The 23,187-nt window shown below is 71.3% G+C and carries 19 protein-coding genes and 1 pseudogene; 16 read left to right on the plus strand and 4 right to left on the minus strand.

The features are described from left to right. Positions 1–24 precede the first annotated feature (24 nt). Positions 25–651 (plus strand): hypothetical protein, encoded by a 627-nt coding sequence (locus tag ACWZJV_RS25635; protein WP_457179333.1) that lies wholly within the window; start codon positions 25–27, stop codon positions 649–651. A gap of 3 nt (positions 652–654) precedes the next feature. On the opposite strand, the gene ACWZJV_RS25640 is transcribed toward ACWZJV_RS25635, so the two are convergent. Further along, the gene (locus ACWZJV_RS25640) at positions 655–1,308 is read right to left on the minus strand and encodes a TetR/AcrR family transcriptional regulator (protein WP_457179334.1); all 654 of its coding nucleotides are present in this window, start codon (positions 1,306–1,308) and stop codon (positions 655–657) included. A 99-nt stretch (positions 1,309–1,407) separates the two neighbouring features. On the opposite strand from ACWZJV_RS25640, the gene ACWZJV_RS25645 reads away from it, so the two are divergent. From ACWZJV_RS25645 to ACWZJV_RS25655, 3 genes are read left to right on the plus strand one after another with little or no spacing between them, the layout of a single operon-like run. Beyond that, the gene (locus tag ACWZJV_RS25645; RefSeq protein ID WP_457179335.1) at positions 1,408–2,892 is read left to right on the plus strand and encodes an aldehyde dehydrogenase family protein; all 1,485 of its coding nucleotides are present in this window, start codon (positions 1,408–1,410) and stop codon (positions 2,890–2,892) included. Between the two features lie 29 nt (positions 2,893–2,921). Next, entirely contained in the window at positions 2,922–4,436 is a 1,515-nt protein-coding gene (locus tag ACWZJV_RS25650) for an APC family permease (protein ID WP_457179336.1), read from the plus strand. Next, on the plus strand, positions 4,433–6,502 hold the full coding sequence (locus ACWZJV_RS25655) for an oxidoreductase (RefSeq protein WP_008361605.1): 2,070 nt from the start codon (positions 4,433–4,435) through the stop codon (positions 6,500–6,502). Before ACWZJV_RS25650 ends, ACWZJV_RS25655 begins: the two co-directional genes overlap by 4 nt. On the opposite strand, the gene ACWZJV_RS25660 is transcribed toward ACWZJV_RS25655, so the two are convergent. Together ACWZJV_RS25660 and ACWZJV_RS25665 are read right to left on the minus strand one after the other, a co-directional pair. Continuing rightward, entirely contained in the window at positions 6,486–7,292 is an 807-nt protein-coding gene (locus ACWZJV_RS25660; protein WP_457179337.1) for an endonuclease/exonuclease/phosphatase family protein, read from the minus strand. The two genes, ACWZJV_RS25655 and ACWZJV_RS25660, sit on opposite strands and share 17 nt — an antisense overlap. A gap of 107 nt (positions 7,293–7,399) precedes the next feature. Beyond that, positions 7,400–8,659: a flavin-containing monooxygenase gene (locus ACWZJV_RS25665; protein ID WP_457179338.1), complete on the minus strand. Its 1,260-nt coding sequence runs from the start codon at positions 8,657–8,659 to the stop codon at positions 7,400–7,402. Between the two features lie 169 nt (positions 8,660–8,828). On the opposite strand from ACWZJV_RS25665, the gene ACWZJV_RS25670 reads away from it, so the two are divergent. Genes ACWZJV_RS25670 through ACWZJV_RS25690 form a run of 5 tightly spaced genes read left to right on the plus strand, consistent with a single transcriptional unit; the run spans position 8,829 to position 13,498 of the window. Beyond that, a complete protein-coding gene (locus ACWZJV_RS25670; RefSeq protein ID WP_008361594.1) occupies positions 8,829–9,278 on the plus strand; it encodes a RidA family protein in 450 nt (149 codons plus the stop codon). Next, complete coding sequence (locus ACWZJV_RS25675; RefSeq protein ID WP_457179339.1) at positions 9,275–9,943, plus strand: DUF1028 domain-containing protein; 669 nt, start codon at positions 9,275–9,277, stop codon at positions 9,941–9,943. Before ACWZJV_RS25670 ends, ACWZJV_RS25675 begins: the two co-directional genes overlap by 4 nt. Continuing rightward, positions 9,943–11,106: a M20 family metallopeptidase gene (locus tag ACWZJV_RS25680; RefSeq protein ID WP_457179340.1), complete on the plus strand. Its 1,164-nt coding sequence runs from the start codon at positions 9,943–9,945 to the stop codon at positions 11,104–11,106. Before ACWZJV_RS25675 ends, ACWZJV_RS25680 begins: the two co-directional genes overlap by 1 nt. After that, positions 11,103–12,560, plus strand: coding sequence for an aspartate ammonia-lyase (locus tag ACWZJV_RS25685; RefSeq protein WP_457179341.1), 1,458 nt, complete (start codon positions 11,103–11,105; stop codon positions 12,558–12,560). Before ACWZJV_RS25680 ends, ACWZJV_RS25685 begins: the two co-directional genes overlap by 4 nt. Before the next feature lie 20 nt (positions 12,561–12,580). After that, the gene (locus ACWZJV_RS25690; RefSeq protein WP_378878638.1) at positions 12,581–13,498 is read left to right on the plus strand and encodes a LysR family transcriptional regulator; all 918 of its coding nucleotides are present in this window, start codon (positions 12,581–12,583) and stop codon (positions 13,496–13,498) included. 33 nt (positions 13,499–13,531) lie between these two features. On the opposite strand, the gene ACWZJV_RS25695 is transcribed toward ACWZJV_RS25690, so the two are convergent. After that, complete coding sequence (locus ACWZJV_RS25695; RefSeq protein ID WP_008361585.1) at positions 13,532–14,923, minus strand: purine-cytosine permease family protein; 1,392 nt, start codon at positions 14,921–14,923, stop codon at positions 13,532–13,534. A 200-nt stretch (positions 14,924–15,123) separates the two neighbouring features. On the opposite strand from ACWZJV_RS25695, the gene ACWZJV_RS25700 reads away from it, so the two are divergent. The 7 genes and pseudogenes from ACWZJV_RS25700 (at position 15,124) to ACWZJV_RS25730 (ending at position 23,131) form a co-directional block, all read left to right on the plus strand. Then, positions 15,124–16,134, plus strand: coding sequence for an iron ABC transporter substrate-binding protein (locus ACWZJV_RS25700; RefSeq protein ID WP_196874521.1), 1,011 nt, complete (start codon positions 15,124–15,126; stop codon positions 16,132–16,134). 20 nt (positions 16,135–16,154) lie between these two features. Next, a complete protein-coding gene (locus ACWZJV_RS25705) occupies positions 16,155–17,681 on the plus strand; it encodes an ABC transporter permease (protein WP_457179342.1) in 1,527 nt (508 codons plus the stop codon). Beyond that, positions 17,678–18,715 (plus strand): ABC transporter ATP-binding protein, encoded by a 1,038-nt coding sequence (locus tag ACWZJV_RS25710; RefSeq protein WP_457179343.1) that lies wholly within the window; start codon positions 17,678–17,680, stop codon positions 18,713–18,715. The genes ACWZJV_RS25705 and ACWZJV_RS25710 overlap by 4 nt, the downstream gene beginning before the upstream one ends. Beyond that, positions 18,712–21,186: an AMP-binding protein gene (locus tag ACWZJV_RS25715; protein ID WP_457179344.1), complete on the plus strand. Its 2,475-nt coding sequence runs from the start codon at positions 18,712–18,714 to the stop codon at positions 21,184–21,186. The genes ACWZJV_RS25710 and ACWZJV_RS25715 overlap by 4 nt, the downstream gene beginning before the upstream one ends. Continuing rightward, positions 21,183–21,692, plus strand: a pseudogene (locus tag ACWZJV_RS25720) (O-acetyl-ADP-ribose deacetylase); the annotation flags it as partial. The gene ACWZJV_RS25715 and the pseudogene ACWZJV_RS25720, both read left to right, overlap by 4 nt. A 51-nt stretch (positions 21,693–21,743) precedes the next feature. After that, positions 21,744–22,115 (plus strand): DUF6508 domain-containing protein, encoded by a 372-nt coding sequence (locus ACWZJV_RS25725; protein ID WP_457181989.1) that lies wholly within the window; start codon positions 21,744–21,746, stop codon positions 22,113–22,115. A gap of 35 nt (positions 22,116–22,150) precedes the next feature. Beyond that, positions 22,151–23,131: a hypothetical protein gene (locus ACWZJV_RS25730; protein WP_457179345.1), complete on the plus strand. Its 981-nt coding sequence runs from the start codon at positions 22,151–22,153 to the stop codon at positions 23,129–23,131. Positions 23,132–23,187 lie beyond the last annotated feature (56 nt).

The raw sequence follows: 23,187 nt of genomic DNA on the forward strand, positions 1-23,187 counted from the left end.
GGCGGACCCGCAATACTGCCGGACATGACGACAACCGCGGAGCGGACGAATCGGGTCGGACTTTCGGTGGTGGCGGCAGGGATCGTCGCGGTGGCGGAGGCCCTACGGCTGATGCTGCTGAGCCGGCTCCAGTGGGAGATCGGCTATCCCGAGATCTACGCGTTCCAGGGTGTGCTGTTCACGCTGGTCTACCTGACGTACGCAGCGGTGCTGGTCTGGCGCGGACGAACGTTCGTCCGTCGGATGACCGCGCCGCTCCTCCTGATCGTGCCGTGGTTCTTCGACTCGTTCTGGCTGGTGGCGAACTTCCTCCAGGCGCGTGGGTCGTTCGATCTGCCGCACGGTGAGTGGTGGCTGTGGCTGATCCGGCTCCAGATGGTGGTCACGGTGCTCTGCCTCGTTGCCGCGTGGGGCATCGCGCGCCGTCAGGGATTCCTGTGGCTGGTCGGGCTGGTCGTCCCCGCGGTGCTGATGATCGTGTGGATCACGTGGTCGGGGAGGGTCTGGGAGTCGATGGTCGGCGACACCTTCGTGACCGACCTCTTCATGATGGTGTCGAGCGTGGCCATCCCGCTCGTCGGCTGTCTGGTCTGCTGGGGCGTCGAGGTCCTGTCGCGGACGGCGCGCCCGGCCCAGGTCGCGGCTGCCTGACCACTACCTCGCAGCGGGCGGATTCTTTGCGTCTCTCGGCAAGGCTGGATCGATCGGGGTGACCCGGACGCCGAGCGCGGAGTGGGCGTAGCTCGCCAGCTGCTGCTCGGCCCGCTCCAGGCTGAGCGAGGAGTTGTGGGCGAGCAGATGGAGGCCGAAGGCGTCCTCGAGGGCGACGAAGTTGCGGGCGATCGCCTCGGCCGAGTCGGTCAGCGTGAAGGCGCCGGTGGCGCGCCCGACCTCGAGCACGGCGGTGTAGAGCGACACCTCGCGGTCGAAGAGCAGGGTCATCAGGGTCGCGTGCATCGGGCTGCGGCTCGCGTTGACCGAGATCTCGTCGAGGACCTGGCTCAGCAGGAGGTCCTCACCTCGGGGAAGGCCTGAGTACATCAGGCGGCCGAGCTTCTCGGCGGGGGACAGATCGCCCTCGATCGCGCGCTGGCGCGACCAGTAGTAGCGGTCGGTCGCGGCCTGGTGAGCGGCCTCGATGAGGCCGTCGAGCTCGGGGTAGTAGTAGGCGATCAGCCGCGGCGAGATGCCGGCCTCGGCGGCGATGTTCTTCATCGTGGCGCCGGCCAAGCCATGAGCGGCGATCACGGTCAGTGTTGCCGCGGTCAGGTGTTCGCGCCGAGCGGCCTGGTCCTTGCGTCGAGCCATGCTCAACCGTAACGCGTATGTGAAATCTGCGGGCGAATGATTGACACCTGATGTGGCGCGCCTCATATTTGCGGTAAAGCGCAAAGAAAGGACTTGCCTGTGCGAACCCACCAGGACTGGCGTCAGATCGCCGCCGAGGTCCGCCCCCGGACGCGAGCGTTCATCGGCGGCCGTTCCGTCGACACCGCGGAGGGCTCCTTCGAGAACCGGAACCCCGCGTCCGGCGCCCTGCTCGCCGAGGTGGCCGACGCCGGCGCCGCCGGGGTCGACGCCGCCGTGCGGGCGGCGCGGGCTGCGTACGAGGACGGGGGCTGGTCGCGGGCCGGAGTCGCGTTCCGGCGCGAGCGGATGCTCCGCTTCGCCGATCTTCTCGCCGATCACGCCGCCGAGCTCGCGGTCCTGGACTCGCTCGACATGGGCAAGCGGGTGGTGGACGCCTACGACCTGGACCTGCCGTTCTCGGTGAACCTGTTCCGCTACTACGCCGAGGCGATCGACAAGATCAACGACGAGGTCGCGCCGACCCCGCCGGGCACGACCGCGCTGATCCGCCGTGTCCCGCTCGGGGTCGTCGGCGCCGTCGTCCCGTGGAACTACCCGGTCGACATGTTCGCCTGGAAGGTCGCGCCGGCGATGGCGGCCGGCAACAGCGTCGTCCTCAAGCCCGCCGAGCAGTCGCCGTCCTCGGCGCTGCGGATCGCCGAGCTCGCCGCCGAGGCCGGGATCCCCGACGGCGTCCTCAACGTCGTCCCCGGCCTGGGAGAGACGACCGGCAAGGCCCTCGGCCTGCACCCCGCCGTCGACGTGCTCGCCTTCACCGGCTCGACCGAGGTCGGCGCGTACTTCCTGCAGTACGCCGGCCAGTCCAACCTCAAGCAGGTCTGGCTCGAGTGCGGCGGCAAGAGCCCGCATGTCGTCTTCGCCGACGCCGAGGACCTCGCCACCACCGCCAAGCAGACCGCCTTCGGCATCTGGTTCAACCAGGGCGCGGTCTGCTCGGCACACTCCCGGGTGCTGGTCCAGCGCGAGGTCCACGAGGAGTTCGTCGACCTCGTCGCGAAGGAGGCCGAGGCGTACGCCCCGGGCGACCCGCTCGACCCGGCCGCCGGGATGGGCGCGATCGTCTCGCCCGAGCAGACCGACCGGATCATGGAGTTCGTCGACGGCGCCAAGACCTCGGACGCGCGCCTGGTGATCGGTGGCGAGCGGGTCACCCGCGACGGCAGCGATTGCTACGTCCAGCCGACCGTCTTCGACGGCGTCGACCCGGCCTCCGCCCTCGCCCGCGAGGAGGTCTTCGGGCCGGTCCTGGCGGTGACCGCCTTCGACACCGAGGACGAGGCCGTCGCGCTCGCCAACGACACCGCGTACGGCCTGGCAGCCTCGGTCGCGACCGGCAGCCTCGGCCGTGCGCACCGGCTCGCCGAGCGGATCCACGCCGGCACCGTGACCGTGAACGGCGTCGACGCCTTCAGCGCCTGGACCCCGTTCGGCGGGTTCAAGGGCTCCGGCTTCGGACGCGACCTCTCGCTCCACGCCCTCGACAAGTACGTCGGTCTCAAGACCGTCTGGATCAACCACTGACCGCCAGCCCACACAGCCAGGGACACACCATGACGCAGACCAACCAGCCGACCGCGCTCGCGGCCGAGCAACAGTCACATCTCCGCAAGACGCTGCGACGCTTCGACATCGTCTTCCTGCTCATCGCCGCGGTCGTCGGCCTCGAGACCCTCGGACAGGTCTCGCTCTACGGCGCCGAGGCGTTCACGTGGGCGCTCGTGCTCGCGGTGTTCTTCCTCGTGCCGTACGGCCTGATCTTCGCCGAGACCGGCGCGGCGTTCAGCGAGGAGGGCGGGGCCTACACCTGGGTCCGGGACGCCTTCGGCCGACCGGCCGCCGCCGTGGCGGCGATCCTCACCTGGATCACCCAGCCGGTGTGGGTCGGCGGCTCGATGGCCTTCCTTGCCGCCGAGACCGTCAGCGTCTACATCACGCCGCTCGAGCACGGCTCGATCGGTGACTACGTCTTCAAGATCGTCTTCATCTGGATCACCGTGGTCGCGGCGATCGCCAGCCTGGCCAAGGGCAAGTGGCTGCCGACCAGCGGCGCGATCCTCAAGGTCGGCCTGCTCGCCTTCTTCGTGCTGACCACGGTCATCTACGCCGCGAAGAACGGTGTCGTCGGCCTCAGCGGCGGGGACTTCAGCCCGACCCTGCTCGGCCTGTTCGGCTCGGTCCCGATCCTGCTCTTCGCCTACCTCGGCTTCGAGTCCTCCAACAGCGCCGCCGGCGAGATGGAGAACCCGGCCCGCGACGTACCGGTCTCGATCTTCCGCTCCTGCGCGACCGCCGCGGTCTGCTACCTGGTGCCGATCTTCGCGATCCTGCTCGTCGTCCCCAGCGACGACATCACCGGCATCGGCGGCCTCCTCGACGCGGTCGGCACCGTGTACTCCGTCTACGGCGCAGCGGCCGAGCCGCTGCTCACGCTCACCGCCGTGGTCTTCGTCTACATCCTGATGAGCCAGGGCGCCGCGTGGATGATCATCTCCGACCGGATGCAGGCGATGACCGCTGCCGACGGCGCCTTCTTCGGCGGCTTCTTCGGGCGCTTCCATGAGGGCCTCGGCACCCCGGTGCGGGTCAACATGCTCTCCGGCGTCGTGGCCACCGTCTTCCTGCTCGTCGCCATGCAGGTCACCGGCGACGGCGCCTCGATCTTCGGCGTCGTGCTCACCATCTCGATCTCCACCTTCCTGCTCAGCTACCTGCTGGTGATCCCGGCCGCCATCCGGCTGCGCACCCGCTACCCCGACCGCGCGCGCCCGTTCCGGGTGCCCGTCTCCGACCGCGGCTTCGCGGTGCTCGGCTGGGTGGCCTTCGCCTGGATCCTGCTCGGCTCCTGGGTCGCCGTCTTCCCGGGCACGCTCGAGCGCCTCTTCGGCGAGGAATACCCCTTCGAGGAGTACTGGGGCGTCAGCCAGCTGACCTTCGAGGCCTTCACGCTCGGCACCCTCGCCTTCCTGCTCCTGCTGTGCGCCGTCGGGTACGCCCGCGGTGCCCGCGTCCGCGCGCAGGTCGGCGCGCCCGTTCCGTCCGTCCCGACCGAGGAGCCCACCCGATGACGCAGACCCCCGTGGCTGCCCCGTACGACATCCTGTTCGAGCCGGTCCAGATCGGGCCGTTCACCACGAAGAACCGCTTCTACCAGGTGCCGCACTGCAACGGCATGGGCTACCGCGACCCCAGCGCCCAGGCGGCGATGCGCAAGATCAAGGCCGAGGGCGGCTGGTCGGTGGTGTGCACCGAGCAGGTCGAGATCCACGCGACCTCCGACATCGCGCCGTTCATCGAGCTGCGGATCTGGGACGACCAGGACCTGCCCGCGCTCAAGCGGATCGCCGACGCGATCCACGAGGGCGGCGGCCTGGCCGGCATCGAGCTCGCCCACAACGGGATGAACGCGCCGAACCAGCTCAGCCGGGAGACCCCGCTCGGGCCCGCTCACCTTCCGGTCGCCCCCGACACGATCGCGCCGGTCCAGGCCCGGGCGATGTCGCTGCAGGACATCGAGGACCTGCGCCGCTGGCACCGCAATGCCGTACGCCGCTCGCTCGAGGCCGGCTACGACGTCGTCTACGTCTACGGAGCCCACGGCTACGGCGCTCCGCACCACTTCCTCTCGCGGCGCTACAACAACCGCACCGACGCGTACGGCGGCTCGCTGGAGAACCGGATGAGGCTGCTGCGCGAGCTGCTCGAGGACACCATCGAGGAGGTCGCCGGCCGCGCCGCCGTGGCCTGCCGGATCACGGTCGAGGAGGAGATCGACGGCGGGATCACCCGCGAGGACATCGAGGGCGTGCTGCGCGAGCTCGGCGAGCTGCCGGACCTGTGGGACTTCGCGATGGGCAGCTGGGAGGGCGACTCGGTCACCTCCCGGTTCGCCCCCGAGGGCCGTCAGGAGGAGTTCGTCGCCGGGCTGAAGAAGCTCACCAGCAAGCCCGTCGTCGGCGTCGGCCGGTTCACCTCGCCGGACGCGATGGTGCGCCAGGTCAAGGCCGGCATCCTCGACCTCATCGGCGCCGCGCGCCCTTCGATCGCGGACCCGTTCCTGCCTAACAAGATCCGCGACGGCCGGCTCAACCTGATCCGGGAGTGCATCGGCTGCAACATCTGTGTCTCCGGCGACCTCACCATGTCGCCGATCCGCTGCACCCAGAACCCGAGCATGGGGGAGGAGTGGCGTCGCGGCTGGCACCCGGAGAACATTCGCGCCAAGGAGAGCGAATCCCGGGTCCTGATCGTCGGCGCCGGTCCCTCCGGCCTGGAGGCCGCGCGTGCCCTCGGCCTGCGGGGCTACGAGGTGGTGCTCGCCGAGGCCGGCCGCGACCTCGGCGGCCGGGTGACCGCGGAGTCCGCGCTGCCGGGACTGTCCGCGTGGGGCCGGGTCAAGGAGTACCGCGAGGCCGTCCTCGCCGACCTCCCCAACGTCGAGATCTACCGCGAGAGCCCGATGGCGGCCGCGGACATCGTCGAGTTCGGCTTCGAGCACGTCATCACCGCGACCGGCGCCAGCTGGCGTACGGACGGCGTCGCGCGCTTCCACACGACCGCGATGCCGATCGACGAGGGCGCCCAGGTGCTCGGGCCCGACGACCTCTTCGCCGGCCGGCTGCCCGACGGCAGGAAGGTCGTCGTCTACGACGACGACCACTACTACCTCGGCGGTGTCGTCGCCGAGCTGCTCGCGCAGAAGGGCTACGACGTCTCGATCGTCACCACCGGCTCGCAGGTCTCGTCGTGGACCAACAACACCTTCGAGATCAACCGGATCCAGCGCCGCCTGATCGGGAACGGCATCACCCGGGTGACCGACCACGCGGTCGTGTCCGTCGGGACCGGCGGCGTACGGATCAAGGACGTCTACGCCGGCGCCGAGCGCGACCTCGACTGCGACGCCGTCGTCATGGTGACCGCCCGGCTCCCGCGCGAGGAGCTCTACCTCGACCTCCTCGGCCGTCGCGACGCCGGCGAGATCGCGTCCGTACGCGGCATCGGCGACTCCTGGGCACCCGGCACCATCGCGGCCGCGGTGTGGTCCGGCCGGCGCGCGGCCGAGGAGTTCGACGCCGTGCTGCCTTCGAATGACGAGGTGCCGTTCCGGCGGGAGGTCACCCAGCTGGCGTGAGGTCGAGCTCGAGGATCCGGTGGTCGGAGACCTCCGGCTCCGTCCGGACCCGGAAGCCCGCCACGGCTTCCGGGTCCGAGACGAGCAGGTAGCTCGCGTGCCGCACCGGCTTGAGGTAGGACGACGTGCGGGTGTCGGCCGTGCCGACCAGGTCCTGCAGCCCGATCCGGCGCAGCACGTCGAAGGTGGCACTGTCCGGCAGCAGGTTGAGGTCGCCGGCCACGACCACGAGGTCGCCGGGCGCCCGGGTCGCCTCGACGAAGGCGGCGAGCCGCTCGGCCTGCTCGCGCCGGGCCGGGGTGTCGCCCTTGCCGGCCGGGTCACGCAGGCCGTGCAGCTGTACGACGCACACCTGCCGCCCGCCTGCGCGGTCGACCACGCGGACCGCCTGGACCGCCCGGGGGCGGTCGGTGATCGTCCACTCGTCGTGGTCGACGAATCCGCCGTGCACGAACGCGCCCGCCATGCCGATGACGGGCAGCTGCTCGCTGACGTACGTGCCGAGGCCGAAGTCCTGCCGGTGGCGGCGGCCGGCATCGTCGGTCACCGGGCCGGCATCGCTGGCCAGGAACAGGCCCTCGTACGACGGCAACAGGCGGCGTACGTCGTCGTGCAGGTTCGCCCGCTGGGGGAGCGACCGCTCGCCGTCGGCGAAGGACGTCCAACCGGACAGACCCGCGGTGCGGGTCACCTCCTGGAGGCAGACGACGTCCGCGCCGGCGGTGGGCAGCCAGGCCGCGAGGTCGTCGTACCGGGCACCGCCCCAGGCGTTGACCGAGACGATGCGCATGCCCGGAGTCTCTCAGATGGCACAGCTCCAGCCGCGTGGTGGCAACGCCGAAGGCCCGGACCCCGTGCGGGATCCGGGCCTTCGACCGGTGCGGCTGTGCGCCTGGATCAGCCGCGCGCCTGACGGTCGTACGCCGCGTAGCTCCGCTGCGTCGCGATGTGGCCGGCCACGTGCTTGGCGTCGTGCCAGACACCCCAGATGAAGCTCGAGCCACGGCGGGAGAGCCAGGGGAGTCCGACGAAGTAGACGCCGGGCTCGGTGGAGACGCCGCGGCGGTGGGCCGGGCGGCCGTTCTCGTCGAGCGCGTCGACCTTCAGCCAGCTGTAGTCGGTGGCGAACCCGGTCGCCCAGATCACCGTGGTGATGCCGGCCTCGGCGAGGTCGAGGGAGAGCAGGGGCGCCGTCGCGGCCGACGGGGCGGGGCCGAGGTCGCGGGCCGAGGGCTCCTCGGGCAGGTCGATGCCGTTGCGGGTGACGTACTCGTCGGCGGCGTCGAGGAGGGCGAGGTAGTTGGCGTCGCCCCGGGCGATGTTCTCGGCCAGGTCCTCACGGAAGGTGAGCGTGCCGGCGTCGAACCGGTCGGTCATGCCGACGAGCTGGATCCCGCCGGCCTCGAGGGCGCGGAAGTCGACGGTGTGGCCGCCGCGGGCGCCGCTGACGGCGATGGTGACGTGCTCCGCGCCGGCCGGCGGGGTCTCCAGGTCCCAGAGGTTGAGGACGCCGAGCCACCAGCAGAAGTCGCGGCCGCGGTAGCTGCGCGGGGGACGGTCGTGCGGGCCGACGGAGAGGTGGACCTGGCGGCCGGAGCGCTGCAGCTCGTCGGCGATCTGGACGCCGGAGGAGCCGGCGCCGACGACCAGGACGTTGCCCTCGGGGAGCTGGTCGGGGTTGCGGTAGTCGCTCGAGTGCAGCTGCAGCTGGACCGCGCCGTCGGGGACGATCGGCGGGTAGACGGGCTTCTGGAACGGGCCGGTGGCGGCGACGACGAACCGGGCGTCGATGACGCCCTCGGAGGTCTCGACCCGGAAGCCCGGACGGCCCTCGTTGCGGGTCACCGAGGTCACCTCGACGCCGGTCCGGATGGGGGCGGCTATCTTCTCGGCGTACGCCTCGAAGTAGGCGGCGACCTGGTCCTTGGTGGCGAACGCGTCCGCGTCGACGTCCTGGAACTCCAGGCCCGGGAACCGGTCGTGCCACGCGGGGCCGTTCGCGACGAGCGAGTCCCAGCGCATGGTGCGCCAGCGCTCGGCGATCCGATCACGTTCCAGCACGAGGTGGGGTACGCCGTTGTCGCTCAGGTGCTCGCTCATCGCCACCCCGGCCTGACCTGCGCCGACGACGAGGACCTCGATGTCTTCGTTTGCCATACCGAAATCCTGAGCCGCTGCCCTTGGTCGTGTCCAACAGATGTTGTTGGCCTTACCCATCGGATCGACTGATGCAACGAACATTGCCGCCATTGCATCTGTTTCATTGACGATAGTCGTTGGAAACATCTGTTGGACACATGCTCCGGGACGAGGTGAACTGGACGTCGTGGAGACCAACAAGAGCAGCATCGTCGTCGGCGGACACACCCGGATCCGCCCGTTCAACACCAGCGTCACGTATCCCGAGCAGAACCTCGACAACGACCTGTGCCAGGCCGTCGTCGCGGGCAACACCGTCTACGTGCGCGGCCAGATCGGGCAGAACCTGGACACCAGCGAGTCGGTCGGCATCGGCGACGTCGAGGCGCAGACCGAGCAGGCGATGGCCAACATCAAGATGCTGCTCGAGGAGGCCGGTGCCGAGATGGAGCACCTGGTCAAGCTCACCATCTACATCGTCGACCCGCGCTACCGCGAGGTCGTCTACCGGACCATCGGCCGCTGGACGAAGGGCGTGCACCCGATCTCGACCGGCCTGGTGATCTCCGCCCTGGCCCGCCCGGAGTGGCTGGTCGAGGTCGACGCGATCGCCGTGATCCCGGAGGCGTCGAAGTGACCTTCTCCGTCCTCGCGACCGACGGCAAGGGCGCCGTCGGCATGGCCGTCACCTCCTCGAGCCCGGCCGTCGCCGCGCGCTGCGTCCACCTGCGCCCCGGCGTCGGCGGTGCCTCGTCGCAGAACATCACCGACCCGCGCCTGGGCACCGACCTGCTCGACGCGCTCGCCTCAGGGCTCGACGCCCGGGCCGCACTGGCCGCGGTCACCCAGGGTCGCGAGCACATCGAGCACCGTCAGCTGACCGTGCTCGGCCTCGACGGGGCCGGCGCTGCGTACAGCGGGTCCGGGTCGCTCGGCGTCCACCACCACGTCGTCGCCCCGCAGGTCGTCGCCGCCGGCAACCTGCTGTCCGGCACTCAGGTCGTCGACGCGGTCGTGGCGGGCTTCGAGGCGGCGACCGGAGAGCTCGAGGAGCGGCTGCTCGCCGGGCTCGAGGCCGGACTGGCCGCGGGCGGCGAGGCCGGGCCCGTGCACTCGGCGGGCCTGTCCGTCGTACGCGACGTGGCCTGGCGGGTCACCGACCTCCGGGTCGACTGGAGCGAGCGCCCGGTCGAGGAGCTCCGCGACCTGCTGAAGGTCTGGCTGCCGCAGCGCGACGACTACGTGACCCGCGGACTCGACCCCACCACCGCACCGTCCTACGGCGTTCCCGGGGACGAGTGATGACCACCGCGAAGCAGGACGCCGCCGCGACCGTCAGCAGCGACGCCGACCGCCTGATCCGGCTCTCCGAGCAGCTGCACGCCCACCCCGAGACCGCCTGGGAGGAGCACCGCTCCTCGCGCTGGGTCGCCGAGTCGCTCGAGGAGGCCGGGTTCACCGTGACCCCGGCCTACCTCGGCCTGGAGACCGCGTTCCAGGCGAGTTTCGGCAGCGGCCCGTTCCGGCTCGGTCTCTGCGCGGAGTACGACGCGCTCCCCGGCCTCGGCCACGCCTGCGGCCACAACCTGATCTCCGCGATCACCGTCGGCGCCGCCCGCGCGCTCGCACCGCTCGCCGACGCGGCAGGGCTGACCATCGAGGTCTACGGCACCCCCGCCGAGGAGGGCGGCGGCGGCAAGATCGAGCTGCTCGAGCGCGGCGCCTTCGCCGGGCTCGACCTGGCCATGATGGCCCACCCCGCGCCCGTCGACGTCGCCGAGGCCGAGCCGTTCGCGGTCTCGCACTCGCACGTCGAGTATCGCGGCAAGGCCGCCCACGCGGCCGCCTATCCCGAGCAGGGCGTCAACGCCGCCGACGCGTTCACCATCGCCCAGGTCGCGATCGGCCTGCTCCGCCAGCAGCTGCCGCCGACCGTGCGGGTGCACGGCGTGATGACCAACGGGGGCGAGGCGCCCAACGCGATCCCGGCCCGCACCGAGGGCCGCTGGTACGTCCGCGCCGAGAGCCTCGCCCAGCTCGCTGAGACCGAGGAGAAGGTCTGGCGCTGCTTCGAGGCCGGCGCACTCGCCACCGGCGCGACGCTCACCGTCGAGCCGGAGAGCAAGCCGTACGCCGAGTTCCGCACGTTCGCGCCCGCGCTGGCGGCGTACCGGCGCAATGCCGAGGACATCGGCCGGGTCTTCGACCCGGGCACCCCGGCTCGCCGGATGAACCGGGCCTCCACCGACATGGGCAACGTCTCCCAGGTCGTTCCGGCGATCCACCCCTATGTCGGGATCAACTCCGGGACCGCCCTCAACCACCAGCCCGAGTTCGCCGCGCACTGCGTCGGCGGGGACGCCGAGAAGGCGCTCCTCGACGCCGCCACCGCGCTGGCCTGGACCGCGCTCGACGTCGCCGAGGAGGCGCGTTGTATCGAGCCTGTCGAGATGACCGCACGATGACCGCCGTCGACGCCCCGTCCACCCGCGTCGAGCACGACTCGCTCGGCGCCTTCGAGGTCCCGGCCACCGCCTACTGGGGAGTCCACACCGCCCGCGCGCTGCGGAACTTCCCGGTCAGCGGCACGACCGTCGGCAGCCACCGCTCGCTCGTCGCCGCCCTCGGCGCGGTCAAGCTCGCCGCGGCCCGGGCCAACCACGAGCTCGGCCTCCTCGACGACCGCCGCCACGGCGCCATCGCCGCCGCCGCGCAGGACGTCCGTGACGGTGCGCTCGACGACCAGTTCGTCGTCGACGTGATCCAGGGCGGCGCCGGCACCTCGACCAACATGAACGCCAACGAGGTCGTCGCCAACCGGGCCCTGGAGATCCTCGGCCTGCCGTTCGGCAGCTACGACGAGATCCACCCCCTCGACCACGTCAACCGCTGCCAGTCCACCAACGACGTCTACCCGACCGCCGTCCGGCTCGCGCTCGTCGGCGCGATCGACCGCCTGGCCGAGGCGACCGAGGCCCTGGCCGACTCCTTCGCCCGCAAGGCGACCGAGTTCCGCGCCGTCCCCAAGATCGGACGTACGCAGCTCCAGGACGCCGTCCCGATGACGGTCGGCCAGGAGCTCGGTGCCTTCGCCACCACGCTGCGCGAGGAGCTGGCCCGACTGGCGGACTCGCGGGTGCTGCTGTGCGAGATCAACCTCGGCGCGACCGCGATCGGCACCGGCATCACCGCCCACCCCGACTACCCGCGGCTCGCCGTCCAGCACCTGGCCGAGATCACCGGCCTGCGGGTGGTCGGCGCCGGTGACCTCGTCGAGGCCACCAGCGACACCGGTGCGTTCGTGCAGGTCTCCAGCGTGCTGAAGCGGATCGTCGTCAAGGCCTCCAAGATCTGCAACGACCTGCGGCTGCTCAGCTCGGGGCCGCAGGCCGGTCTCGGCGAGCTCCGGCTCCCCGCCCGCCAGGCCGGGTCGAGCATCATGCCCGGCAAGGTCAACCCGGTCATCCCGGAGATGGTCAACCAGGTCGCGTTCTGGGTGATCGGCAACGACCTCACCGTCACGATGGCGGCCGAGGGCGGCCAGCTCCAGCTCAACGCGTTCGAGCCGGTGATGGCGCACGGTCTGCTCCAGGGCTTCACCTGGACCGCCGCCGCCTTCGACTCGCTGCGGGAGATGTGCGTCGACGGGATCACCGTCGACGCCGCGAAGCTCGCCGCCGCGGCCGCCACCAACGCCGGTCTCGCCACCGCGCTGACCCCGCTGCTCGGCTACGCGAAGTCTGCCGAGATCGCCAAGGCGGCGCTCGGCGGCGCCGGAGCGGTGCGAGACCTCGCGCTCGCGACCGGCGGACTCGACCCGGCCGTCCTCGACGCGCTGCTGCGTCCCGAGACGCTCGCGAACCTCGACGCGGACGGCGTCAACGGCGTCGACCGCGTCAACGGGGCGAAACGAGAGTGACTTCGGGCAGGATGGCTCGCATGGCCGAGCCGTCCTTCACCCTCACCCAGCTGCGCTACTTCGCCGCGGCTGCGGAGCTGGGCTCCATGACCGCCGCGTCGCGGCAGCTCGTGGTCTCGCAGTCGGCCGTCTCCACGGCCGTCGCGCAGCTCGAGAAGGAGCTCGGCGTCCAGCTGCTGCTGCGCCACCACGCCCGCGGCCTGACCCTGACGGCCGCCGGCGAGGAGTTCTACCGCGAGCTGCGCAGCTATCTGGTGCACACCAGCGAGCTGGTCGAGGTCGCCCGCTCCGCCGGCCAGGCGCTCGTCGGCGACCTCACCATCGGCTGCTTCACCACCCTGGGCCCGTTCGAGCTGCCGCGGCTGCTGGCCGCCTGCGAGCAGGACCACCCGGGCATCCACGTCTCGGTCCTCGAGGACGAGCACGCGGCGCTCAAGCACGCGCTGCGCTCGGGCCGCTGCGAGCTGGCGCTCATGTACGGCTACGACCTCGACGACGACATCGACCACGTCCGGGTCGGTGTCGCGGCGCCCTACGTCCTCGTCGGCAAGGGGCACCGGCTGGCGCGCCGCAAGAAGGTCGCGCTCGCCGAGCTCGAGAAGGAGCCGATGGTGCTCCTCGACCTGCCCCACAGCGGCCAGTACTTCGAGCGGCTGGTCGAGTCGGCCGGCTTCCGCCCCGAGATCCGCCACCGCAGCGCCGGCTTCGAGACCGTCCGTGCGATGGTCGCCAACGGCCAGGGGTGGTCGGTGCTCAACCAGCGTCCGGCCAGCTCCACGACGTACGACGGTGCCGAGATCGTGACCCTCGAGATCAGCGATCCGGTCGAGCCTCTCGAGGTCGTGCTGGCCTCGATGAAGGGCGTGCGCCTCACCGCCCGCGCCCAGGCCTTCGTCCGCTCCTCCGGTCGTGCAGCACGGCGGCGGGAAGGCCGCTGACGCGACCTTCCCGCCGGGGGAGTGCTGGGTGGCTCAGGCCTGCGGGGCCAGCGCCACCTCGCTCGGAGCGAGCTTGCGGCCGCGCGCCAGCAGGTAGTAGATCGGCGCGGTCGCGACCAGGCCGATGATCCAGCTCAGGTCAGCGCCGTCGAGCTTGTCCGCGACCGGCCCGGTGTAGAGCGGCGTGGCCATGAACGGGATCTGGACGATGATGCCGATGACGTAGGCGAGGATCGCCTGGCCGTTGAAGCGGCCGTAGATGCCGCCGTCGGCTGCGAAGATCGAGTCGAGGTCGTAGTTGCCGCGGTGGATCAGGTAGAAGTCGATCAGGTTGATCGCGGTCCACGGCACCAGCACCACGAGCAGCGCGAGCACGATGTCGACGAAGTGCGAGATGAAGTTGCCGGAGACGCCGATGGCGAAGTACGTCGAGGCCGCCATCACCACGAGCGAGAGCACCACGCGGCTGCGGGCGGTCGGGATCCAGGTGGCGACGAAGGTCTGCACGCAGGTGATGACCGAGAGCACGGTGCCGTAGAGGTTGAGCGCGTTGTGGCTGATCACCGAGAGCAGGAAGAGCACCAGCAGCGGGGTGCCGAACGCTCCGGTGGTGTCCCGGACGCCGGTCATGACCTCGATGCCCGGCTTCATCGCCAGCGCAACGATGGCGCCGAAGGCGAACGGCAGGATGGAGCCGAGGGTGCAGCCGAGGTAGGTGGCGGTGAAGGTGGCCTTCACCCCGACGCCGGCCGGCAGGTAGCGCGAGTAGTCCGAGACGTACGGAGCGAACGCGATCTGCCACAGCGCACCCAGCGAGACGGTGGCGAGGAAGCCGGCGGTGCTGTAGCCGCCCTGCGTCCAGAAGCCCGCGGGCACGCCGGCGACGAAGATGGCGACGGTGCCGAGCACGATGCCGATGCCGAGGACCCAGGTCGCGATCTTGTTGAGCGAGTGGATGACCTTGTAGCCGATCACCGCGATCAGGCCGGAGCCGAGCGCGCCGATGACGATGCCGGCCTCGACCGGGATCGGCTCGGCGATGCCGTGCAGCGACTGGCCGGCGAGGACGATGTTGGAGGCGAAGAAGGCCAGGTACATCACGGCCGCGATCACCACGACGATCAGGGCGCCGTACGAACCGAACTGGCCGCGGCTCTGGATCATCTGGGGGATGCCCATCTGCGGGCCCTGGGCCGAGTGCAGCGCCATGAAGACGCCGCCGACGAGGTGGCCGACCACGATGGCGACGAGGCACCAGAAGAGATCGAGGCCGAAGACGGTGACGCCAGCGGCACCGGTGACGACGGGCAGGGGAGCGATGTTCGTCCCGAACCACAGGGTGAAGAGGTCGCGCACCTTGCCATGGCGGTCCTCGGGCGGGACGTAGCCGATGGTGTGCTTCTCGACGACTGGTTGGTCTGGCATGTTTCATTCTCCAAAGGTGTGAGGCGCAACACCCATGGTCGTGACCCCTCCATTCCTCTGGCAAACGAATCCTTTTGGCATAAGGCATCGCCAAAACCGATGCAGGTCGACCCGCGAGCTGGTGCGAGCCGCCTGCATGGCACCCTGGCGCTCGCATTCTTAGGTAAACCTTTCTAAGGTCAGCCTTACCAAATGAAAGGATGGCCGTGAAGCCTCTCTCCGCTGTTGTGGTCTCGGTCTCGGTTGCCCTCCTCGGGGCAACGCTCACCTCCTGCTCCTCCGGCGACGCCCTCGTCGTCTACAACGCTCAGCACGAGCAGCTCATGGAAGAGCTGGTGCCGGCATTCGAGAAGGAGACCGGGATCGACGTCGAGCTGCGCAACGGCAAGGACCTCGAGCTGGCCGCCCAGCTCGTCGCGGAGGGCGAGAAGTCGCCGGCCGACGTCTTCCTCACCGAGAACTCCCCGGCGATGGCCGCGGTCGAGCGCGAGGGCCTGCTGGCCACCCTGCCGGACGACGTGACCGCGCCGATCCCGGAGCAGTACCGGCCGACGAGCAACGCCTGGACCGGGTTCGTGGCCCGCTCCACCGTGCTGGTCTACAACACCGACGAGATCACCGAGGCCGAGCTGCCCACCTCGATGCTCGACCTGGCCAAGCCGGAGTGGAAGGGCAAGGTCTCCTTCTCGCCGACCGGTGCCGACTTCCAGGCGATCGTCGCCGGGGTCCTGGCCACCGAGGGCGAAGCGGCAACCAAGGCATGGCTGGAGGGGATCAAGGCCAACGGCACCGTCTACGACGGCAACAACGTGGTGCTGGAGTCGGTCAACGCGGGCGAGGTGCCGGTCGGGATCATCTACCACTACTACTGGTACCGCGACCAGGCCGAGTCCGGCGAGGTCAGCGACAACTCGAAGCTCCACTTCTTCGGCAACCAGGACCCCGGCGCGTTCGTGAGCGTCTCCGGCGCCGGTGTGCTGGCCTCGGCCGAGCACAAGTCCGACGCCGAGAAGTTCGTCGGCTACCTGACCGGCAAGACCGGCCAGCAGGGCCTGGCCGACAGCTACGCGCTGGAGTACCCGCTCAACCCCGAGGTCCAGCTCGACCCGCCGGTCAAGAAGTTCTCCGAGCTCGCGCCGCCCGCCGTGTCGGTCTCCGACCTCGACAGCGCCGCGGTGGTCGACATGATGACGGAAGTCGGCTTCCTCTGAGCAGCCTGCATCTCGGCACGTTGGACACCGTCCGGTACGGGCGGTGGCTGGTCCCGGTGCTGGCCGGCGCGATCGTCGCCGCCTGCCTGATCCCGGTCGGGTACGTCCTGTGGTCGGCCGCATCGGTCGGGCCTTCCGAGGCGTACGACTTCCTGGTCCGGCCGCGGATCGGGGAGCTGCTGTGGAACACCGGTCGGCTGGTGGTCGCCGGGGTCCTGCTCTCCGTCGTGTTCGGGGTCTGCGGGGCGTGGGTGGTCGAGCGGACCTCGCTGCCCCTGGCCGGGTGGTGGCACGGCGCGCTGTGCGCGCCGCTGGCCATCCCGGCCTTCGTCAACGGCTACGCGTGGGTGGCGACGACCCACGCGGTGCAGTCCTACCCCGGGACGGTGCTCGTCGTCTCGCTGTCCTACTACCCGCTGGTCTACCTGCCGACGGTGGCCGCGCTGCGCCGCCTCGACCCCTCGCTGGAGGAGGTCGCGGCGTCGCTCGGCCGTCGGCCGCGGGAGGTCTTCCGGCTCGTGGTGCTGCCCACCCTCGCCCCGGCCGTCCTGGGCGGGGCGCTGCTGGTCGGGCTGCACCTGCTGGCCGAGTACGGCGCCCTGCAGCTGCTCAACTACCCGACCCTGACGACCGCGATCCTGCAGCAGTACGGCACGGCCTTCAACGGTCCCGCCGCGACCCTGCTGGCCAGTGTGCTGCTGCTGGCGTGCTTCGGGCTGCTCGCCCTGGAGATGCTGGCCCGTGGGCCGGCGCACCGCGCCCGGGTCGGCAGCGGCACCGCCCGCCCGGCGCCCAGGACGCGACTCGGGCGCTGGACCGCGCCCGTCGTGGTGGGACTCGGAGCCTTCGTGGCACTGGCCGTCGGTCTCCCCGCGGCCAGCCTGGTGCGATGGCTGGCCCGAGGTGCCTCGGCCGAGCTCGACCTGTCCCGGCTGCTCCCGGCGGCCGGCACCAGCATCGCGCTCGCCGCCGTCGCCGGCCTGGTCGCGACGGCCGCGGCGCTCCCGGTCGTCTGGGAGGCCGTGCGCCACCGGACCAGCTGGTCGCTGGGTGTCGAGCGGGCGGCGTACACCACCAGCGCGCTGCCGGGCGTCGTGGTGGCGCTGGCCCTGGTGACGGTCGCGATCGGCTGGCTGCCCGGGGTCTACCAGACCCTGCCGCTGCTGGTGGCGGCGTACGTCATCCTGTTCCTGCCGCGGGCGCTCGTCGCGGTGCGCGGGGTGCTGGAGCTGGTGCCGCCGCGGCTGGAGGAGGTCGCGCTGAGCCTGGGCCAGAGCCGGGCCGGGGCGATGCGGTGGGTCACGCTGCCGCTGCTGCTGCCTGGGCTGGCGACGGCCACCGCGCTGGTCGCGCTCGCGGTCTCGACCGAGCTGACCGCCACCCTGCTGCTGGCCCCGATCGGCACCACGACCCTGGCCACCGAGTTCTGGAGCGAGGCCTCCGCGGTCGCCTACGGGGCAGCGGCGCCCTACGCGCTCGCGCTGGTGCTGCTCGCGATCCCGGCGACGGTGCTGCTGGGGCGCTCGTCCCGAGGGGAGGCGCGATGACCGCGGCACTGCAGGTGAGCGGGCTGCGCGCCGGACACGGCCGGCGCCAGGTGCTCGACGGGCTCGACCTGACCGTCGAGGACGGCGTCACCGCCGTGCTCGGAGCCTCCGGATGCGGCAAGACCACGCTGCTGCGCTGCGTGGCCGGGTTCATCACGCCCAGCGCCGGCGAGATCCGGATCGGCGGGCGCTCGGTCGCGGGGCTGGCGCCGCGTCGCCGCGGGGTCGGGTACGTCCCGCAGGAGGGCGCGCTCTTCCCGCATCTCGACGTCGGCGGCAACATCGCCTTCGGGCTGGGCCGCTCGGTGTCCCGGGCCGAGCGGCAGGCGCGGGTGGCCGAGCTGCTCCGGCTGCTCGAGCTGCCCGCGGAGCTGGCCGACCGGCATCCGCACGAGCTCTCCGGCGGCCAGCAGCAGCGTGTCGCCGTGGCCCGTGCGCTCGCGCCCCGGCCGGCTCTGGTGCTCCTCGACGAGCCGTTCTCCTCGCTCGACGCGGGGCTCCGGGAGGAGTCGGGGCGTGCGGTCGTGCGGGCGCTGCGTACGGCCGGCGCGTCAGCGCTGCTGGTCACCCACGACCAGGGCGAGGCGCTCTCGCTGGCCGACCAGGTGGCCGTGATGGCCGCCGGGCGCTTCCTGCAGGTCGGCTCCGCGGTGGACGTCTACCTGACCCCCGAGCATCCCGGTGTCGCCGCCTTCCTCGGCTCGGCGACGCTGCTTCCCGGCGAGGTCGCCGCAGACGGACGGGCCGACTCGCCGCTCGGCGAGGTCAGGCTCGCGGCGCCGCTGCCCGCCGGCCCGGTGACGCTGGTCGTACGCTCCGAGCAGGTGCAGGTCTCGGCCGATGCCACCTCGGGGACCAAGGGCGTCGTCGAGGAGGTCTCGTTCTTCGGCCACGACGCCACCATCCGGGTGCGGCTGGGCGATGACGTACGCGTCACCGCCCGGGTCGCCGGCACCGGGATCCCCGACATCGGGGCCACGGTCGCGCTCGAGGTCGTCGGGCCGCTGGTCGGCTATGCCGGGGACGCTCGATGAGCTCGACGATCGCGACGGGTGCCCATCTGCTCCTGAACGGGCGGCCGGGGGACCCGGCGGTGATCACCGCCGAGGCGACGCTGACCTATGCCGAGCTGGAGCAGGCGGTGACGGACCGGGTGGCTGCGTACGGTCCCTCGCACGGGGTCGTGCTGCTCGAGGCGGGCAACGACCTGGACTCGGTGATCGGCTACCTCGCCGCGCTCGCCGCCCGGCGGCCGGTGCTGCTGACACCGCCGGGGAGCGACCTGGGCGAGCTCCGGACGCGCTACCGGGCCGCGTTCGACGGCACGGCCGAGATCCATCCCGACCTCGCCCTGCTGCTGTCGACGTCGGGCTCGACCGGGTCGCCGAAGCTGGTCAGGCTCTCGCGGGACAACCTGGCCGCCAACGCGGCCAGCATCGCGGCCTACCTCGGGCTCACCTCCGCCGACCGGGCGATGAGTTCGCTGCCGCTGCACTACTGCTACGGCCTCTCGGTGCTCAACTCCCACCTCAGTGCCGGGGCCGCGGTGATCCTCACCGACCTCTCCGTCGCCGATGAGTGCTTCTGGGACGTCGCCGTCCGCAACGGCGCCACCTCGTTCGCCGGGGTGCCCTACACCTTCGACCTGCTCGACACCTCAGGCTTCGCCGAGCGCTCGCTGCCGTCGCTGCGCTACATCACCCAGGCCGGCGGCAAGATGCCGCCCGAGACCGTCCGTCGCTATGCGGCTCTTGGGGAGTCTCGTGGCTGGGACCTGGTCGTCATGTACGGCCAGACCGAGGCCACGGCTCGGATGGCCTATCTCCCGCCGGATCTGGCTGCCAGCCGGCCCGAGGCGATCGGCATCCCGATCCCGGGCGGCCACTTCCGACTCGATCCCGTCGACGGTGTGGGGGAGGGCGTCGGCGAGCTGGTCTACACCGGGCCGAACGTGATGATGGGGTACGCCGAGAGCGTCGGCGACCTCGCTCGCGGTCCCGAGCTCACCGAGCTCCGCACCGGCGACCTCGGTCGGCAGGCCGACGACGGGCTGTGGGAGATCACCGGCCGGCGCAGCCGGTTCGGCAAGGTCCTCGGGCTGCGTCTCGACCTCGACCGGATCGAGTCCGAGCTCGGTCCCGCTGCCGTTCGTGTCGTCGCGCCGGGCGGCCGCCTGCACCTGTTCACCTCGGATCCTGGGTCAGCCGCCGGGTTGTCGGCGCGTGTCGGGGGCATCGTGGCCCTGCCGCGCGCGGCGGTCCAGGTCCACCGGATCGACGAGATGCCGCGTACGCCGAACGGGAAGGTCGACTACGCCACCCTCAACGCGTGGGCGAGCGTGGCCGACGCGGCCGGGCCGCCGGCCGCCGGGCCGGCCGGGGCTGGGCTGGCGGCGGGTGCGGACGCCGAGGCGCTGCGTACGGTCTATGCGGCGGTGCTCGGGCGGCCCGACGCGACCGTGGCCGACAGCTTCGTCTCGCTCGGAGGTGACTCGCTCTCCTTCGTCGAGATCGCGACCCAGCTCGGCGCGCGGCTCGGCACCCTGCCGACCGGCTGGCAGCACCGGAGCATCACCGAGCTCGCCGCGAGCGCGCGGAGCCCGCGGCGCTGGCTGCGGCCCGTCGAGATCCCGGTGCTGCTGCGCGCGGTGGCCATCGTGGCCATCGTCGGCAGCCACGCGGACGTGTGGACGCTCCTCGGTGGCGCACACATCCTGCTCGCGGTGGCCGGCTTCAACCTCGCCCGCTTCGGGCTGACCGCCCCGACCCGGGTGCTGCGCGCCCGTCGGCTGCTCCGGGGTGCGGCGGCGGTCGCGCTCCCGGCCGGCCTCTGGGTCGCCGCGGTGGCCCTGGTCAGCGACCGCTACCACTGGCCGACCGCCCTGGGCCTCAACCAGGCGCTCGGCAGCGACGAGTGGACCCGCGACTGGCAGCTCTGGTTCCTGGAGGTCATCACCTGGTCGTTCGCCGGGCTCGCCCTCCTGCTCCTGGTGCCCGTCCTCGACCGGTGGCAGCGGCGTCACCGGTTCTCGGCGGCTGTCGGCGTGGTCGGCGTGACCCTCGCGGTGCGGTACCTGTGGGTCGGCCTCGAGGCCGGTGCGACCGAGCGCTACACGATCGGCTGTGTCCTGTGGTGCGTCGCGCTGGGCTGGGCGGCGGCCGAGGCGCAGCGACCGTGGCAGCGGGTGCTCGTCGCGACGCTCGTCGTGGTGGCGACGTACGGCTTCTTCGGAGATCCGGTCCGCGAGGCCACGGTCGCCCTCGGCATCCTCGTCCTGCTGATCCCGTGGCCTGCGCTGCTGCCGTGGCCGCTGGCGCGCCTGACCGCCGTGCTCGCCGCCTCGTCGCTGTGGATCTACCTCGTTCACTGGCAGGTCTATCCGGGGCTCGAGGCCGCCGGCCTCGGGTGGCTCGGTGTCCTCGCCTCCCTCGCCGCCGGTGTGGCTGTCGCACTCGGTCCGGCCGCATGGGTCGCTCGCGCAAGGGTCGCTAGATTGACGGCGTGAGGATCACGGTCGTACGCGGGGACATCACCGAGCAGCACGTCGACGCGGTCGTGAACGCCGCCAACTCCTCGCTCCTGGGCGGCGGAGGGGTGGACGGGGCGATCCACCGGCGCGGCGGCCCGATGATCCTCGAGGAGTGTCGGCGGCTGCGGGCGGGTCACCTCGGCGGTGGTCTCCCGGTCGGGCAGGCGGTCGCGACGACGGCGGGAAACCTGCCCGCACGGTGGGTGATCCACACGGTCGGCCCCGTGTTCGGCGACGCCCAGGACAACACCGGCCTGCTGGCCTCCTGCTTCCGCGAGTCGCTCCGGGTCGCCGACGAGCTCGGGGCGCGCACGGTGGCGTTCCCGGCGATCTCGACCGGCGTCTACCGCTACCCGCTCGAGGAGGCTGCGTACGTCTCGCTGTGGACCCTCGCCCGGACGCCGACCTCCGTCGAGGAGGTGCGCCTGGTGCTCTTCGACCAGAAGGCGTACGACGCCTTCGACCGCGCCCGCGCGGCTCTCGATCCCTCGGACGCCGAGGTCGAGGCCGAGCTGCGGAAGCTGCCGGAGAAGATGTGGCGGGAGACGTTCGAAGCGGCCGACGGGCTGACGGCCGAGGACCGCGACTGGACGTGGGGAGGCGGCCAGAAGATGGAGAGCGGCGCGACCCAGGCGCCGTACCCCGTCTACAGCGACCGGGTCCGACAGCTCTACGTCTCGCTGCCAGGCGCCAACATCGACTGGATGAAGTGGATGAGCGGCAACCCGCTCCTCTCCGATCCCGCCCGTCTCGCCGACCTGCCCGCCGCTGACGCCGCCCGCCTGGCGACCGTCTACAGCCGCGGCGAGCAGTTCAGCGACGGCGTCTTCGGACGTGCCCTCCAGGACGGCTCCCTCGACGCGATCGTCGCGCGGCTGCGCACCTGGTACGACACCGAGCGGTGAGATCATGCCCTTGTCTCGGGACCCAAGGGGATGTTGTGAACTCTCGTGTTGTCGTCGTCGGCGTCGTGATCGCGCTGCTGATGGTCGGTGGTGGCGTCTGGAAATGGCGAAGCGGCCTGACGCCGCACTATGAGAAGGCGACGGTCTGCGGCGTACGGACCGACCTCGTCGAGGACCTGCTCGACACGGACAGGTTCGTGGAGAGGTATGGCTTCGGGAGGCGCTGCTCGGCCGTCGTCGGCGGAGAAGGCTCTGACGACGGCGAGCTCGAGTTCACGCTGCTCGCCGATGATGCGGAGACCTGGCCGAGGCGGCTCCGGACGGTGGAGTCGAGCGCTCACCGGATGAGCTTCAACGGCGGGCTCGCCGGCTTCGAGCGCACCGACGACAATTTCGAGGGCAGGTGGGTGTGCTCGCGATACTGGCCGGGGCTACCGGCGATCTCCGTCTGGTCCTCCTCCGAGATCGAAGGATCCGCGAAGGCGTTCGGCAAGGTGCTCAGAGCCGCGGCCGAGTTCGCCGCCGGCTGCGACGCCGATCCTCTCGACGGACCCTTCGAGGCGTACGCCGAGCCGACCGCCTGCGGGATGAGCACCGGGCGTGTCGCGTCGGTGCTCGGCACAGACTTGTTCAGGGGCTCCGATCCCGAACCGCTTCCCCTCGGGGATCGGGGAAGCTGGTCCTGTGCCGTCGTCAGTGACAGCATCGGCGGGGAGGTCGGCAGCGTCGTGGCCGCGGCGTCGGTCGAACAGGACGACTGGGAGGTCGAGCACCGGCGGATCGGCGCGGTGGAGGACTCGTTCTCGGTTGCCGGTGGGCGGGCGTACGTCGATGGTGGCGGGCGTGCTGCGCGGGGCTTCTGGGCGTGTGATCTGGGGCCGGATGTGGTTGGTGGTGGCACGGTTGCCACGATCGGGGCTGCGGGGGTTTCGTCGCGGTCTTTGTCTCTGGGGGATCTTCGGGTGATGGTCGCTGAGGTTGCGGGTGCTGTTGGTTGTGGGGCGCGCGGCGAGTGACTTGTCTCGGTGGTCGAGCTTGTCGAGACCACGCTGTGCGTAACTGTTCTTCGTGG

This window comes from Nocardioides sp. WG-D5 (assembly GCF_054031175.1).